Origin of the sequence: Aeromonas mytilicola subsp. aquatica, assembly GCF_044336385.1 — a bacterium.
Classification (GTDB): Bacteria; Pseudomonadota; Gammaproteobacteria; order Enterobacterales; family Aeromonadaceae; genus Aeromonas; species Aeromonas rivipollensis.
The window spans coordinates 925,869-941,733 of sequence record NZ_CP172298.1 but is presented as its reverse complement, the minus strand read 5'-3'; the positions used below and the strand labels follow the sequence as shown (position 1 = coordinate 941,733).

At 63.0% G+C, this 15,865-nt stretch carries 11 protein-coding genes; 6 read left to right on the top strand and 5 right to left on the bottom strand.

The features are described from left to right. The first annotated feature begins 242 nt into the window (after positions 1–242). The gene (putA, locus tag ACFWHB_RS04580; protein ID WP_395949545.1) at positions 243–4,211 is read left to right on the top strand and encodes a trifunctional transcriptional regulator/proline dehydrogenase/L-glutamate gamma-semialdehyde dehydrogenase; all 3,969 of its coding nucleotides are present in this window, start codon (positions 243–245) and stop codon (positions 4,209–4,211) included. 190 nt (positions 4,212–4,401) lie between these two features. On the opposite strand, the gene alr is transcribed toward putA, so the two are convergent. Both alr and dnaB read right to left on the bottom strand, forming a co-directional pair. Next, complete coding sequence (gene alr / locus ACFWHB_RS04575) at positions 4,402–5,475, bottom strand: alanine racemase (protein ID WP_395949544.1); 1,074 nt, start codon at positions 5,473–5,475, stop codon at positions 4,402–4,404. Positions 5,476–5,622: 147 nt separating this feature from the next. After that, the gene (dnaB, locus tag ACFWHB_RS04570; protein ID WP_005330482.1) at positions 5,623–7,017 is read right to left on the bottom strand and encodes a replicative DNA helicase; all 1,395 of its coding nucleotides are present in this window, start codon (positions 7,015–7,017) and stop codon (positions 5,623–5,625) included. A gap of 426 nt (positions 7,018–7,443) precedes the next feature. Between dnaB and ACFWHB_RS04565 the strand changes: the two genes are divergently transcribed. After that, a complete protein-coding gene (locus ACFWHB_RS04565; RefSeq protein ID WP_106885968.1) occupies positions 7,444–8,295 on the top strand; it encodes a Tim44 domain-containing protein in 852 nt (283 codons plus the stop codon). A 207-nt stretch (positions 8,296–8,502) separates the two neighbouring features. On the opposite strand, the gene ushA is transcribed toward ACFWHB_RS04565, so the two are convergent. Continuing rightward, the gene (ushA, locus tag ACFWHB_RS04560; protein ID WP_395949543.1) at positions 8,503–10,173 is read right to left on the bottom strand and encodes a bifunctional UDP-sugar hydrolase/5'-nucleotidase UshA; all 1,671 of its coding nucleotides are present in this window, start codon (positions 10,171–10,173) and stop codon (positions 8,503–8,505) included. Positions 10,174–10,427: 254 nt separating this feature from the next. Here ushA and ACFWHB_RS04555 point away from each other — a divergent pair, with 254 nt between their 5' ends. The 3 genes from ACFWHB_RS04555 (at position 10,428) to ACFWHB_RS04545 (ending at position 12,199) form a co-directional block, all read left to right on the top strand. Then, positions 10,428–10,769, top strand: a complete 342-nt coding sequence (locus tag ACFWHB_RS04555) for a DUF2956 domain-containing protein (RefSeq protein ID WP_139745955.1) — start codon at positions 10,428–10,430, stop codon at positions 10,767–10,769. A 117-nt stretch (positions 10,770–10,886) separates the two neighbouring features. Next, positions 10,887–11,222: a hypothetical protein gene (locus ACFWHB_RS04550; protein WP_163148731.1), complete on the top strand. Its 336-nt coding sequence runs from the start codon at positions 10,887–10,889 to the stop codon at positions 11,220–11,222. A gap of 113 nt (positions 11,223–11,335) precedes the next feature. Next, positions 11,336–12,199 carry a tetratricopeptide repeat protein gene (locus tag ACFWHB_RS04545; RefSeq protein WP_395949542.1) on the top strand — a complete coding sequence of 288 codons (864 nt, stop codon included), beginning with the start codon at positions 11,336–11,338 and terminating at the stop codon, positions 12,197–12,199. Between the two features lie 205 nt (positions 12,200–12,404). On the opposite strand, the gene ACFWHB_RS04540 is transcribed toward ACFWHB_RS04545, so the two are convergent. Next, positions 12,405–13,811, bottom strand: a complete 1,407-nt coding sequence (locus tag ACFWHB_RS04540) for a sigma-54-dependent transcriptional regulator (RefSeq protein WP_106887871.1) — start codon at positions 13,809–13,811, stop codon at positions 12,405–12,407. Positions 13,812–13,958: 147 nt separating this feature from the next. Then, the gene (fkpA, locus tag ACFWHB_RS04535; RefSeq protein ID WP_106885964.1) at positions 13,959–14,765 is read right to left on the bottom strand and encodes an FKBP-type peptidyl-prolyl cis-trans isomerase; all 807 of its coding nucleotides are present in this window, start codon (positions 14,763–14,765) and stop codon (positions 13,959–13,961) included. Positions 14,766–14,884: 119 nt separating this feature from the next. On the opposite strand from fkpA, the gene ACFWHB_RS04530 reads away from it, so the two are divergent. Next, entirely contained in the window at positions 14,885–15,853 is a 969-nt protein-coding gene (locus tag ACFWHB_RS04530; protein WP_106885963.1) for a WD40 repeat domain-containing protein, read from the top strand. Positions 15,854–15,865 lie beyond the last annotated feature (12 nt).

The following is a 15,865-nucleotide window of genomic DNA, read 5'->3' as shown; positions in this document are numbered from 1 at the left end:
CACCGAGGGTTGCACCTCGTTACCCATCCCGAAAACATGTATACAACCCATTAATATTTCGGTGAAAACCTGTATCGAGTCCTATTCATAGGCTCAATCCACCGAGTCATTTGCCATAGGAAAATTCAACAATGTAGCCAGGACATTAAAATTTCTTGCTTGAAGGTTGCACCTGGTTGCGCCATTCTCGGCAAAATTTAACCGTCCGGTAATATTGTTACCTTCTAGACACAGGAAGTCCCATGGCCACTACCACCCTCGGCGTTAAACTCGATGAAGCGACCCGCGACCGTCTCAAGCAGGCCGCCCAGACCCTGGATCGCACCCCCCACTGGCTGATCAAGCAGGCGATCTTCACTTATCTGGAGCAGCTGGAGCGCGGCCTGACCCCGCCCGAGCAGTCCGGTCTGGCCGCTGCCGCCGGGGAAGAGGCCATCGAGACCCTCACCGAGCAGGGGATCCAGGTCTTCCTCGAGTTTGCCGAGAGCATCTTGCCGCAGTCCGTGCTGCGTGCCGCCATCACCTCCGCCTATCGCCGCCCCGAGACCGAGGCCGTGCCCATGCTGCTGGAGCAGGCACGCCTGCCCAAGGAGAAGGCCGAGGCCACCCAGAAGCTGGCCCTCGGCATCGCCGAGAAGCTGCGCAACCAGAAGAGCGCCAGCGGCCGTCAGGGCCTGGTGCAGGGTCTGCTGCAGGAGTTCTCCCTCTCCTCCCAGGAAGGGGTAGCCCTGATGTGTCTGGCGGAGGCGCTGCTGCGCATCCCCGACAAGGCGACCCGCGATGCCCTGATCCGCGACAAGATAAGCGGTGGCAACTGGAGCCAGCATCTGGGCCAGAGTGCCTCCCTGTTCGTCAACGCCGCCTCCTGGGGCCTGCTCATCACCGGCAAGCTGGTGGCCACCCACAACGAGGCTGGCCTCAACAGCTCCCTCAAGGGGCTGATCGGCAAGGGCGGCGAGCCGCTGATCCGCAAGGGTGTGGACATGGCGATGCGCCTGATGGGGGAGCAGTTCGTCACCGGCGAGACCATAGCCGAGGCGCTGGCGAACGCGGGCAACATGGAAAACCGGGGCTTCCGCTACTCCTACGACATGCTGGGGGAAGCGGCCCTGACCGAGGAGGATGCCAAGCGCTATCTCGCCTCCTACGAGCAGGCCATCCACGCCATCGGCAAGGCCTCCCACGGCCGCGGCATCTATGAGGGCCCGGGCATCTCCATCAAGCTCTCCGCCCTGCACCCGCGCTACAGCCGCGCCCAGTACGATCGCGTCATGGAAGAGCTCTACCCCACCCTGCTGGGCCTGACCCAGCTCGCCAGGCAGTACGACATCGGCATCAACATAGACGCCGAGGAGGCCGATCGACTGGAGATCTCCCTTGACCTGCTGGAGAAGCTCTGCTTCGACCCGTCCCTTGCGGACTGGAACGGCATCGGCTTCGTCATCCAGGCCTATCAGAAGCGCTGCCCCTATGTGATCGACTATGTGATCGATCTCGCCAAGCGCAGCCGTCACCGCCTGATGATCCGGCTGGTGAAGGGCGCCTACTGGGACAGCGAGATCAAGCGCGCCCAGCAGGATGGCCTGGAGGGTTACCCCGTCTATACCCGCAAACCCTACACCGATGTCTCCTATCTCGCCTGCGCCCGCAAGCTGCTGGCGGTGCCCGAGTCCATCTATCCCCAGTTCGCCACCCACAACGCCCACTCCCTGTCGGCCATCTACCAGCTGGCGGGGCAGAACTACTACCCGGGCCAGTACGAGTTCCAGTGCCTGCACGGCATGGGTGAGCCGCTCTACGAACAGGTGGTCGGCAAGGTCGCCGATGGCAAGCTGGGTCGCCCCTGCCGCATCTATGCGCCGGTCGGCAGCCACGAGACCCTGCTCGCCTACCTGGTGCGCCGCCTGCTGGAGAACGGGGCCAACACCTCCTTCGTTAACCGCATCGCGGACAACAGCATCTCCCTGCAGGATCTGGTGCAGGATCCGGTACAGCAGATCGAGCAGATGGCGGCCCGTGAAGGCAGCCTGGGTCTGCCCCACCCGCGCATTCCCCTGCCCCGTGAGCTGTACGGTGAAGCCCGCCCGAACTCCGCCGGTCTGGATCTCGCGAACGAGCACAGACTCGGGTCGCTGTCCGCCGCCCTGCTCGCCAGCACCAACACCGTCTATCAGGCCGTGCCCATGTTGGGTAATGAACAGCCGGGCTGCGACACCGAGACACCGACCCAGTTCCAGCACGTCGTCAACCCGGCTGATCACCGCGACGTCGTCGGTCAGGTGAGCGAAGCCACGGTAGAGCTGGTGGACAAGGCCCTCGCCTGCGCTCTCTCCAGCGGCCAGATCTGGCAATCGACTCCGCCGGCCGAACGGGCCGCCGTACTGGAGCGCGCCGCCGATTTGATGGAATCCGAGCTGCAACCCCTGATGGGCCTGCTGGTGCGCGAATCCGGCAAGACCTTCGCCAACGCCATCGCCGAGGTGCGCGAGGCGGTGGACTTCCTGCGCTACTACGCCGCCCAGGCGCGCAACCACTTCGCCAACGAGAGCCACAGACCGCTCGGCCCCGTGGTCTGCATCAGCCCCTGGAACTTCCCGCTGGCCATCTTCAGCGGCCAGGTCTGCGCGGCGCTCGCCGCCGGCAATACTGTGCTGGCGAAACCGGCGGAGCAGACCCCCCTCATCGCCGCCCAGGCGGTGCGCATCCTGCGTGAGGCCGGCGTCCCCGCCGGTGCGGTGCAACTGCTGCCTGGCCGCGGTGAAACCGTGGGCGCAGCCCTTATAGCGGACGAGCGGGTCCGTGGCGTCATGTTCACCGGCTCCACCGAAGTGGCGGGCATCATCTCCCGCAACCTGGCCGGTCGCCTCGACGCCCAGGGCCGCACCATACCGCTCATCGCCGAGACCGGCGGCCAGAACGCCATGATCGTCGACTCCTCCGCCCTGACCGAACAGGTGGTGATGGACGTCATCTCCTCGGCATTCGACAGCGCCGGCCAGCGCTGCTCCGCCCTGCGGGTGCTGTGCGTGCAGGACGATGTGGCCGAGCGGGTGATCCGCATGCTCAAGGGCGCCATGGCCGAGTACAAGGTCGGCAGCCCCGAGCACCTCTCCACCGACATAGGCCCTGTCATCGACGCCGAGGCCAAGGCCAACATAGAGCGCCACATCAAGGCCATGGGGGACAAGGGTCGCCGGGTGCACCAGATTGCCCGCACCCAAGAGGGCGCCTGCAACCGCGGCACCTTCGTGCTGCCGACCCTGATCGAACTCGACAGCCTGGATGAGCTGGGCCCAGAGGTGTTCGGCCCGGTGCTGCACCTGGTGCGCTACCCCCGCGCCAAGCTCGGCGAGCTGCTCGCGCAGATCAATGACAGCGGCTACGGCCTGACCCTGGGGGTCCATACCCGCATCGACGAGACCATAGCCCAGGTGGTCAACACCGCCAAAGTCGGCAACCTCTACGTCAACCGCAACATAGTGGGCGCCGTGGTCGGGGTGCAGCCGTTCGGCGGCGAAGGGCTCTCCGGCACAGGTCCCAAGGCGGGCGGCCCGCTCTACATGTACCGTCTGCTTGGGGCGCGCCCTCAGGAGGCGGTGACCAGCCAGCTTCGCCAGGAGCAGGGGGCAACCCCGCAAGCCGAGGCCGCCAAACCGGCACTGCAGGCATTGCGTGGCTGGGCAGCCAAGCAGGCCCCGGCACTGGTGGCCCTGTGCGATCGCTACGGCGAGCTGGCGCTGAGCGGCCTGACCCAACTGCTGGTCGGCCCCACCGGCGAGCGCAACAGCTACAGCCTGCTACCCCGGGAGCGGGTGCTCTGTCTGGCCGCCGACGATCAAGAAGCCAAAACAGATCTGCTGGCCCAGCTGGCAGCCTGTCTGGCGGTCGGGACGCAAGTGCTGTGGCAGGACAATGCCCAGAACCGCACCCTGCTGGCCAGCCTGCCCAGCGAGGTACAAGGGCGTATCCAGCTGGTGGCAGACTGGGCCAACAGCGAGGTTGGCTTCGATGCCCTGCTGCACCACGGCGACTCGGATCAGCTGCGGGAAGTGGCCAAGCTTGCCGCCGCCCGTGCTGGCGCCATCGTCGGCGTGCACGGCCTGCACCGTGGCGAGACCGACATCCCCCTGGAGCGCCTGCTGATCGAGCACGCCCTTTCGGTCAACACCGCCGCCGCCGGTGGCAACGCCAGCCTGATGACCATAGGCTAAGCGCCACATAGTGAAAGAGACCCAGGCCCCGCAGACGCGGGGCTTTTTATGATCCTTCGCCGATCAAAAAGGCCGCTCGCGATATCACGCGAGCGGCCTTTTCATTGATTAATCCCTCTCCCAGCAGAGAGAAAACTGTGGTCGTCACTCCCTTCTCCCCTCGCGGGAGAAGGGTTGGGGATGAGGGGGGTTAAACGTACTCCATAAATACCCGAGAAGTGAGCTTGGTGATCAGCTCATAGGGAATGGTGCCAATCTCGTCGGCGACCCGCTCCACTGGCAAACCTTCGCCCCAGAGCACGGCCTCGTCGCCAGCCTTGTCGGTGGCGCCTGGGCCGAGATCCACTGTGGTCATGTCCATGGAGACGCGGCCCACCAGGGGCACTATGCGGCCATTGACCAGCACAGAGGTGCCGTTGGGCGCCATGCGGGGATAGCCATCGCCGTAACCGATGGCGATGACGCCGAGCCGGGTGTCACGGGTCGACACCCAGTTGGCGCCATAGCCCACAGGCTCGCCAGCCTTGTGATCCCGCACCGCGATGAGCTGGGTCTTGAGGGTCATCACCGGCTTGAGGTCATAATCCGCCGCCACAGTGTTCGGGAAGGGGGAGACGCCGTAGAGGATGACGCCGGGGCGCACCCAGTCGCAATGGGAGTCCGGCCAGGCCAGGATGCCCGCCGAGTTCGCCATGGCGCGCTCACCCTTGAGCGGCGCGGTCAGGCGGCTGAAGAGATCGATCTGCTCACGGGTGGTGGGCTGATCCAGCTCATCGGAGCGGCTGAAGTGGGTCATGATGTTGAACGGCTGCACCACGTTCTTGCAGCGGGCCAGCCGCTCGATAAAGGCGGGCATCTCCTCGGCCCGCACCCCGAGCCGGTGCATGCCGGTGTCGAGCTTGAGCCAGGCCACCACGGGGGCCGGCAGCTCGGCCTGCTCCAGCGCCTCGAGCTGCTCCCAGGTGTGTACCGCGGTCTGCAGGTTGTTGGCCGCAAGCACGGGCAAGTCTGCGCTCGAGAAGAAGCCTTCCAGCAGCACTATGGGTTTGACCACGGCGCAAGAGCGCAGCATCAGCGCCTCCTCGATGCGGGCCACCGCATAGGCGTCCGCATCCACCAGGGTGCGGGCCACCGGCAGCAGGCCATGGCCATAGGCGTTGGCCTTGACCACGGCGATGATCTTGCAGGAAGGAGCGTGGCGCTTGACCACGGCGAGGTTGTGGCGCAGGGCCGAGGTATCGATTTGGGCAATAGCCGCTTTCATCTGTTTTCCCTTACGAGGGCATGATGGCGCACCTGCGCCAGGCACCGAGTGGTGTCATCCCTTAATAGTCATCGTCTAAGGCCGGACCGGCAGAATTGTCGAACCGGGAAAACTGTGTCTGGTATCCGGGGCGATCTCGACCCCGGCTTAGTAGTCATCATCAAACGCCGGACCGGCATAGTTGTCGAACCGGGAGAACTGGCCCTGGAAGGTGAGGCGCACCCGGCCTATGGGGCCGTTACGCTGCTTGCCGATGATGATCTCGGCAATCCCCTTGTCGGGACTGTCGTCGTGATACACCTCGTCGCGGTAGATGAACATGATCAAATCCGCGTCCTGCTCGATGGAGCCTGATTCACGAAGGTCCGAGTTGACCGGCCGCTTGTCGGCCCGCTGCTCCAGGCTTCGGTTCAGCTGGGAGAGCGCCACCACAGGGCATTGCAGCTCTTTCGCCAGGGCCTTGAGGGAGCGGGAGATTTCACCGATTTCCAGAGTTCTGTTGTCAGACAGCGCCGGCACCCGCATCAGCTGCAGGTAGTCGATCATGATCATGGAGAGGCCGCCGTGTTCGCGGGCGATGCGCCGGGCACGGGAGCGCACGTCGGTCGGGGTCAGGCCGGAGGCGTCATCTATGTACATCTTGCCCTTCTCGAGCAGCAGCCCCATGGTGGAGGAGAGGCGCGCCCAATCTTCGTCGTCGAGCTGGCCGGTCCGCACCTTGGTCTGGTCGATGCGCCCCACCGAGGCGAGCATACGCATGATGATCTGCTCGGAGGGCATCTCCAGAGAGAAGATGAGCACCGGCTTGTCGGCGGTGAGGGCTGCGTGCTCGCACAGGTTCATGGCGAAGGTGGTCTTGCCCATGGAGGGACGGGCCGCCACGATAATCAGATCCGAACGCTGCAGACCGGCGGTCATCTTGTCGAGATCGCCGTAACCGCTGGAAACCCCGGTCACCCCGTTGTGAGGGGTCTTGAACAGCTCCTCAATCTTGTCGACCGTCTGCTCCAGAATGAGCTTCAGGGGCTGCGGGCCCTCGTTGGCGCTGGAGCGCTGCTCGGCAATCTGGAACACCTTGCTCTCGGCAAGATCCAGCAGATCGCCTGAGGTACGGCCCTGGGGCTCGTAACCCGCTTCGACTATCTCGTTGGCGACCGAGATCATCTCCCGAACCACGGCCCGCTCACGCACTATCTCGGCGTAGGCATTGATGTTGGCGGCGCTCGGGGTGTTCTTGGCGATCTCCACCAGATAGGCGAAGCCACCGGACTCTTCCAACTGCTCGGAGCGTTCCAGCTCCTCCTGCAAGGTGATGAGATCGATGGGGTTGCCCGCGTTGGAGAGGCGGGTCATGGCCTGGAAGATCAGGCGGTGGGGACGGCTGTAGAAATCCTTGTCGATTACCCGCTCGGCCACCCGATCCCAGGCCTCGTTATCCAGCATCAGGCCGCCCAGTACGGACTGCTCGGCCTCAAAAGAGTGGGGGGGAACTTTCAGCTGTTGTGTCTTGGCGTCTTTTTTCGCCGTCACTTGCTCTGCCATACACATAAAAACCGCAGCGGGAAGGGGACGGGAATTTTACAAAAGAAACCCCGCCATCGCGAGCGCTAATGCGCGCTATTCACCTCATCCGTTGGCCTGCCTGCTTCCGGGTGGCCGGCTCATCGGGTCCTGGGGACCTCCTTGCCCCTCACAGCACGAGGAAGGGCCAGACCAGAGTCTGATCCTTCGCCTTGGATTTGAGCTTGTTGCGCAGTCTGCGCACCGAACGACTCGGTCGTCTGTTTCTCATGGGCATCCTCCTTGGCGCCCCCGGGAGGGGCAATCTGTTCATGAATAATTCATGCCAGACATGTTAATCATACCCGCAAGCTGCAACACAAAAAGGGACCGGCAGCCTGCCATGCGCCTCGCTGAGCTTGCACAAGCAGAGCATGCCCCCACCTACATGAGAGTGAAAGAGTCAAAATGAAAAAGATGCTGACCCTGTTTGCCGTGATCCTGGCCATTGGCCTTGGGGCACCCATAGCCGAGGCCAAGAAATTTGGTGGCGGCAAATCCTTTGGCAAGAGCTACAAGACGGCACCGGCCCAACCGGCTCCGACTGCAGCTCCCGTGAATGGCAAGAACCCTACCCTGGCTGCGGCGCCCAAGAAGAGCGGCATGATGGGTGGCCTGCTGGGCGGCCTGCTGGCCGGTGGCCTGTTCGCCTACCTGCTGGGCAGCGGCGCCTTCGAAGGCCTGCAGGGCATGGACTTCCTGCTGATCGCCCTGCTGGCGCTCGGTGCCGTGTTCCTGATCCGCGCCCTGCGCAAGAACAAGGCGGCTGCGACCCCACCACAGGCGGCCTATGCGGGCTATCAGCCACCGTCGGCACCGCAGCAGTTCGAGCAGAGCAACGGCGCCCCGCAGGCGACCGGCTTTGCCGACAGCGACGTCCCCTTCCGCCTGCCGCCAGGCTTTGACATGAACGGTTTCCTGTCCGGCGCCCGCGATCACTATCGCACCCTGCAAGAGGCCTGGAACAAGAACGATCTGGAGAAGGTACGCGAGTACGTGAGCCCGGAGCTGTTCCAGCACCTTCAGGCCGAGCGCGCCGAACTGACCGGCGAGCAGCATACCGAAGTGATGTATGTGGACACCCAGCTGGTGCGTGCCGACTACGGCAGCGACTGGGCCCAGGTCAGCGTGCGCTTCAGCGGTCGCTACATGGACCGTCAGGAGCAGGTCGAGGAGGACATCAAGGAGGTGTGGCACCTCGAGCGCAACCTGGCCAAGGACAATGCCCCCTGGCACATCGTAGGTATCGAGCAGCTCTAAGCAGGCTCGTCCGGCAAGCATGATAAAGGCGACCCCAGGGTCGCCTTTTTATTGCCATCGCACTCATCACAGCTGGCAATGGAATATTCCCCCCTCCCTGTGAGGGGCCGAGAATAATCGCCTTCAGCCCATGCTGATGACCTTGAAAATAAAAAAGAGAGGCAGCCATGGCTGCCTCTCTTTTGTTATTGGCCCAAGGCCGATCTATTATTTGCAGCCATCAGTCGAGGCGGAATTCACATAGCTGACCTCGCCGGCCGGCTGATAATCGGCCACCTGTATGGTCTTCTTCGCCGCGATATAATCCTTCAACACCCCGGCATCCACCAGACCGGCGTTGATGGTATTGATCTTCGGATAGCCGTCGCCACCGGCTGCGCTGAAGCTCGGGATGGAGAAGCTGTAGCTGGCCGCCGGATCGAAGGCCTTGCCGCCCACGCTGGTGATGGTCACGCTCTTGGCCTGGCAGTCCACCGCCATGTTGATGCCACCAAACTGGGCATAGCCGCCGGTGTTGACTGTCTTGGTCGCCACCAGGCCCAGATAGGTTGCCAGCTCGCTGCCGCTCATGGTCGCCTTGTTGACCGTGTTGCCGAACGGATGCACTGTCAGCACGTCGCGATAGCTGATGTCGCCAGCCGCGATGGAGGCACGCACGCCGCCTGAGTTGACGATGCCAAAGTCGGTGCTCAGCTTCTCGGCGGTGGCCGTGGTGATGAGGCGACCCAGGTTGGTCTGCTTGTTGCGCACGTTGGCACGCTCGCCGTCCAGCACGCCGTCGGTGGAGCCTATCACCACGCCCAGCTCCTGCTGACCCTTCTCCTGATAGGTGAGCAGGGTGCTGTAGAGCTCTGGATCCTTGGTGATCTCTTCCTGAATGAAGGCACCGCCAGTGTCTTTCAGATTGACCGGGATGAGATCGTACTGGGTCAGGGTCAGCTTGCCATTCTGGTAGTCAAACTGGGCGCGGCCCACATACTTGCCCCACTCGTGGGCCTGCATGATCCAGGTGCCGTTCTGCTGATCCGGCAGGCAATCGTCACCCGGCTTGAAGTCGGCGTACTTGTCCGCCGTGCCCGGCTCCATGCAGACCGGGTTCTGGGAGTGACCACCTATGATGGCGTCCAGGGTGCCGGCCGGCAGCGCGCGCGCCATCTCCACATCCCCAGGGGCATTGCTGCCGTGCTGGCCATTCTCGTAGTGACCCATGTGGGTGATGGCCAGGACCAGGTTCGCCTCTTTGCTGTCGCGGATCTGCTTGCCGAGCTTGGCCGCTTCCGTGGTCGGATCGCGGAACTCCAGGGTCTGGACGTTGTTGGGATCCACCAGCTGGGCGGTGTCTTCCGTGGTCAGGCCCAGCACGGCGACCTTGAGGCCGTTCTCCAGCTTGAACACCTTGTAGGGGTCGAAGTAGCGCTTGCCGCTGGCCTTGTCGTAGATGTTGGCGGAGATCATGGGGAACTTGGCCCACTCACGCTGTTTCTCGAGGATGCTCAGGGGGTTGTCGAACTCGTGGTTGCCCACCGCCATGGCATCGTAGCGGATGCTGTTCATGGCCATGAAGTCCGGCTCCGCATCCTGCAGATCCGACTCCGGCACCCCTGTATTCACGTCGCCACCGGAGAGCACCAGCACCTCGCTGCCCGCAGCCTTGGCCTCACCACGCAGGCGTTCGACCAGGGTCTTCTGGGCGGCCATGCCATATTCACCCTTGTCGTTGTGCCAGAAACGACCGTGGGTATCATTGGTGTGCAAAATGGTCAGCTTGCAGACATTTTCGCTGCAGGGGGCGACACTTTCATTTTGTGAGGTATTACAGCCACTCAGCGCGGCTAGCACAGCCAGCGCGACAGTTCCTTTGACAAATTTATAATTCATTTCCATATCACCTTGTTATTTTGTTATTGGACGACCCAAGCCATTAGGTCGGGCGCTAATATAACAAACAACATGTGACGCTTTTTCATCGGTGACTCACAAATTCCGCCAAATGTGATCACCAACGCAACCTGTCTCCTCATATTTCCATCACTAGCCAATCTCCTGCCGCCTCATTTCCCCCGCAGGGATGGCAGCCTGCCGGAAACAGTTATGGCATACTTCCCGCCAATCGATGCCAAGGAGAGCCGTGAATGGCAAAGTACGACAAAATTTCCCCCGAGACCCAGCAGGAGGCGATGAAGGTAGCCCGCGCCAACCAGAAACCGGGGCAGACCAAGGAGCAGACCCAGCTGATCGCCCAGGGGATCCAGAAGGGCATAGACGAATACAAGAAACAGATGAAGGCGCGGGCCAGGGAGGCGAGCCGCCAGAAGAAGCAGCAAGCCAGGACGAAGCAGCCACAGCAGGGCGAGCATGAGGAAGAGGCCCAGGAGATAGAGCTTGTCGAGATCAGCCGCCAGCACCCGTTGCCATGGGTATTGCTGGTGCTGAGCTGGCTGGCATTTGGCTGTGCCTGGATCTGGCTGCGCTGATCCCTTGCCAGGCAAACCTTTGCCCTGGGATCGGCCTCACAGCCCGGGGCTGGCGCGCTGGTCATCCCTAGCCCCGGCTGCTTACACTCTTCCCCCCGTTGTCTGGAGACCCCCATCATGAATCCGGCCCCCCTCTATCTGCTGGCCCCCCTCGTACTCTTTATCGTGACCCTGGTGCTCTATCGCATCTCGCCCCTGAGAGCGGTCGCCGCCGGCAACGCCCGCTGGTTTATCCTGCCCGCCTTCACCCTCTTCATCCTGCTCATCATCATCAACGGGGCGGCAGATCCGACCCTGCGCAGTCCCGGCTTTCACTGGCTGATGCCGGGGCTTGGCTTCGCGCTCTGCCTGTTCCCGGCACTGCCCAAGGCGCTGGTGCCGCGCCTGGCCATCAAGGAGGGGGCCTTCGCCGCCCTGGGCCTGATGCTGATGAGCCTGGCCATGGTCTATTGATTTCGATTGCACTAGCTTTTTCATGACCTGAGGGGCGCCCTGTGACGGGCGCCCCTTGTACAAACAATGGGCGATAGGCATCTTGGTGAGAGGGTAACCAGCCAGGAGGCCAGATGGACAATCCGCCCGATTTCATGGCGCAGTGGGATTATCAGGATCCCGCCGCCACTGCCCTGCGTTTTCGACGCCTGCTCGAAGAGGTGCACCACGACCTGCAATACGAGCTGGAGCTGCTGACCCAGCTGGCCCGCACCCATTCGCTGCAGCGCCAGTTTGCACAGGCGCACCAACTGCTCGACGAGATAGAACCCCGCCTCACCGACGCCACGCCGCGAGCACGGCTGCGCACCTTGCTGGAACGGGGGCGGACGTTCAACTCGGCCGGCGACAAGGCCAGCGCCAGGACGCTGTTCGAGCAGGGGTGGCAACTCGGGCTCAAGCTGGGGGAGACAGGGCTCGCCATAGACGCGGCCCACATGGTGGCCATCGCCGCCCCGCTGGAGGAGCAGAGCCGCTGGCATCAACTGGCGATGACCCTGGCCGAGCGCAGTGCCGACGATAAGGTGCGCGGCTGGCTGCCCAGCCTCTACAACAATCAGGGCTGGACCCTGTTTGAGCTGGGTCGCTTTGAGGAGGCCAGGGCCTGCCAGCAGAAGTGCCTGGCCTGGCACCAGCAACACAGCAATCAGAACAAGGCCTTTATCGCCCGCTGGAGCCTGGCACGGCTGAGCCGGGCGCAGGGATTGCACGAACAGGCGATGGCCGAGCTGAGCCAGCTGAAGGCCGACATGGCCGAGGCCAGCGCGCCGGAAGATGGCTACCTGTTCGAGGAGCTGGGGGAGAACGGCCTCATGCTGGACGATCCGGCCGCCCCCGAATACTTCGCCCGCGCCTGGTTCCTGCTCTCGCGGGATGGCTGGCTGCAGGCCAACGAGGCGGAGCGGCTGGCCAGGCTCAAGCGCCTCGCCAAGCTCTGACTGCGCGCCACAAAAAGAGCGGGTGGCTCACGCCGCCCGTCACTCAGGCCAGCCCCCCTTCCCGACTCGGCCTCTTGCGATAGATAAAGGAAGGGCTGAGCCCAGCCATACTTAGGCCTTAAGCCAGGCTCGCCTCCTCCCAGCCCTGCTTCTTGCGGTAAATGAGGGAGTGAAGGGTAGATCTCCAACCTCGCGGCCTTAAGCCCTAAGCCAGGCTCGCCTCTTCCCAGCCCTGCTTCTTGCGATAAATGGTCGAGGGGCTGATCTCCAGCAGCGCCGCCGCCTTGGGGATGTTGCCGTCACAGCTGGCGATAGCCTGCTCTATGGCCTCCTTCTCCACCAGCCAGAGCGGGCGCACCGGCAGCGGGATCGACATGGGCTCGGCCAGAGTCTCGGGGGGGTCCTCGGCGGGGGCAGGCACCGCGAGCGCACGGCCGCCGTTGAGCGGCGGCGGCAGTATCTCCTTGCTCACCAGCTCGCGATCATTGAGAACCACTATGTTGCGCACCACGTTCTGCAGCTCGCGCACGTTGCCGGGCCAGGGGTAATCGAGCAGCACCCGCACGGCGTCTGCATCGAAATCCCGGAAGCGCTTGTGCTCCTCCTTGGCATATCGCAGCAGGAGGTCGCGGGCCAGCAGCAGTATGTCTTCGCCGCGCTCGCGCAGGGGTGGCAGAGAGAGCGGGATCACGTGCAGCCGGTAGTAAAGGTCCTCGCGAAAGCGCCCCGCTTTGACCTCCACCAGGGGATCCCGGTTGGTGGCGCAGACGAAACGCACGTCCACCGTCTCCACCTTGCCACTGCCGACCCGCTGCAGGGTGCCGGTCTGGATGAAGCGCAGCAGCTTGCTTTGCAGGTCGAGATCCATCTCGCAGATCTCGTCGAGGAAGAGGGTGCCGCCGTCCGCCAGGCTGGCCGCCCCCTTGCGATCCCCCTGGGCACCGGTAAAGGATCCCTTCACATGGCCGAAGATCTCGCTCTCCATCAGATCGTGGGGAATGGCGGCGCAGTTGAGCGCGATGAAGGGCTGATCCCGGCGCGGGCTGCACTGGTGGATCGCCTCGGCACAGACCTCCTTGCCGGTACCGCTCTCCCCCGTGATGAAGACGGTCGCCTTGCTCGGCGCCGCGCTCTCTATGATGCGATAGACCGCCTGCATCGCCATGGAGGCGCCGATGAAGCCCGCAAAGGAGCTGCGCTCGAAGTTCTCCCTGTACTGGGCCACCAGCGAGCTGAGCTGCTGATGCTTGAAGGCGTTGCGGGCGGTGGCGCACAGCCGCTTGCCGTCGAACGGCTTGGTCAGGAAGTCGAAGGCACCGCAGCGCATCGCCTCCACCGCCACGTCCACCGAGCCGTGGGCGGTGATCACCACCACTGAGCAGGGCAGTTGCTGCTCGGTGATCTGCTGCAATATGGCCATGCCGGACATGTCGGGCAGTTCGAGGTCAAGCAGCACCACGGGGGGCGGGCTGGTCAGCAACTGCGCCAGTGCCTGCTGGCCGCAATCGGCCAGCAGCACCTCATAGCCATCCTGAACCAGGTACTGCTCATAGACGACGGCCAGACTGCGGGTATCTTCCACCAGCAGGACACGGGGTTTGCTTTCAGCCACGAGATCCATCCTTGCGATTGATTTTGTTGTCTATTCTGGGGGCTAGCCGCCACACACTCAAGACGGGTCCCTGCTTTCTCCGGCCTATCCTGGCGCGACACAAGTAAAAACGGCTCCCTGGGGAGCCGTTTTTATCGCATCGACTGCTTATTTCTTCGCATCGGCGCCATCGGCAGCCGGCTTTTCGATGGCCAGCAGCTCGACGTCAAATACCAGCACGGCGTTGGCCGGGATGGAGCCTGCACCGTGCTCGCCATAGGCCAGCTTGGACGGCAGGAAGAACTTGAACTTGGAACCGACCGGCATCAGCTGCACGCCTTCGGTCCAGCCCGGGATCACCTGGTTGAGCGGGAAGGTAGCCGGCTCGCCGCGATCGACGGAGCTGTCGAACTTGGTGCCATCGGTCAGGGTACCGGTGTAGTGTACCTTGACGATGTCGGTGGCCTTGGGCTTGGCGCCGTCACCCATCTTCTCGACCTGATACTGCAGGCCGGATTCGGTGCTCTTCACGCCCTCTTTCTTGGCGTTGGCGGCCAGGTACTCTTCACCCTTCTTCAGGTTGTCCACCGCATCCTTGTCAGCCTTGGCCTTGGTCAACTCGTTGATCTTGGCGTCGTATTCCTGCAGGACCTTCTGGATCTCCTCGTCAGTCATGCTGGCTTCCTTGCCCAGACCGTCGGTCACACCCTTGAGGATGACGCTGTTGTCCAGCTTGATGCCGAGCTCCTGCTGACGTTCCAGGGTATTGGCGATATAACGACCCATGGAGAGGCCGATCGCATAGCCGGATTGCTCTTCAAAGCTCTTGGCTGCTGCCTTGGGGGCCTCTGCCGGCTTGCTGGCTTCTGCCTTGACCTCTGCGGTATTGGCAGCAGGCTTCTCATCTTTTTGGCAAGCAGTCAGACTCACGGCAACGGCCGCAGCCAACAGGGACACCTTCAGAAAATTGTTCATCAGTTTCTCCAAAACTCTAAATACCGCTCTCGGTTCCTTCGTGAAATGAGAGGTTTATCGTGATAAGCGCCTTATACTAACGCCGTGATCGCAGGTAACGAAAGCATGAGACAGGAAAAATGATCAAAAGTGCCATTTATCTCATCGGTATCTGCCTGATGCTGACAGGGTGCGAACAGAGCTCACTTCCCGGCCAGCAGATCCGCCTCGCCAACCAGGGCTTGCTGAGTGCTGATCTCGCGAGCTCCGGCAAGCAGGCCATAGTCTCCAGCCTGGGCCAGGGCACAGTGGTGTGGGATCTGGAACAGGGCAAGGAGCGCTGGCGCTGGCGCCAGAGCGAGGACCAGGAAGAGTTCGTCACCCTCACCCGCTTCTCCCCGGGCGACAGCCACGCCATCACGGCCACCCAGCGCACCTTTGCCATCTGGCGCCTGCAAGATGGTCGCTCCCAAGGCTACTATTCACTTCCTGAATCCAGCCTGAGGGATGCGGCACTCTCGGCCGATGGCCGTCTGGTGCTGATCGGTCGCGAAGATGGCAAGGCGGAGCTGGTGGATACCCGCACCGGGCGCAGGCTGCAGTTCCTCGGCCATACCGAGCAGGTCAATACGGTGGATCTCTCCGCCAATGGCCGCTACGCCCTCACCGGCGGCAACGACTACAGCGCCTATCTGTGGGATACCCGCAGCGGCCAGGTGGTGTGGCGTTTCAACCATGGTGGCCGGGTGGTGATGGCGAGGCTGGATCCGGCGGGGCGCTTCGCCTTTACCGCCGACAGCCGTCAGGCCAGCATCTGGGATCTCAAGACAGGCAAGGAGGTGAGCCGGCTGCAGTTCGATCACCGCTTCGAGGTCTACACCAGCGCCCGGTTCGTCAAGGATGGCGACTGGCTCGTCACCGGCGCCCCCTCCCGCCAGCTCTCCCTGTGGCGGGTGAGCGATGGCAGCCTGCTGCAAAGCTGGCGCGTCTCTCCCCATCCCAAGGTGAAACCACCGAGCGCTGTGGTCTATGGCGTGGCTTTGCGCGACAATGGCCACCTCGTCAGCGCCAGCTCCAGTGGCCTGGCCGAAATCTGGACTATCAAGTAAGGACCAAAAGGC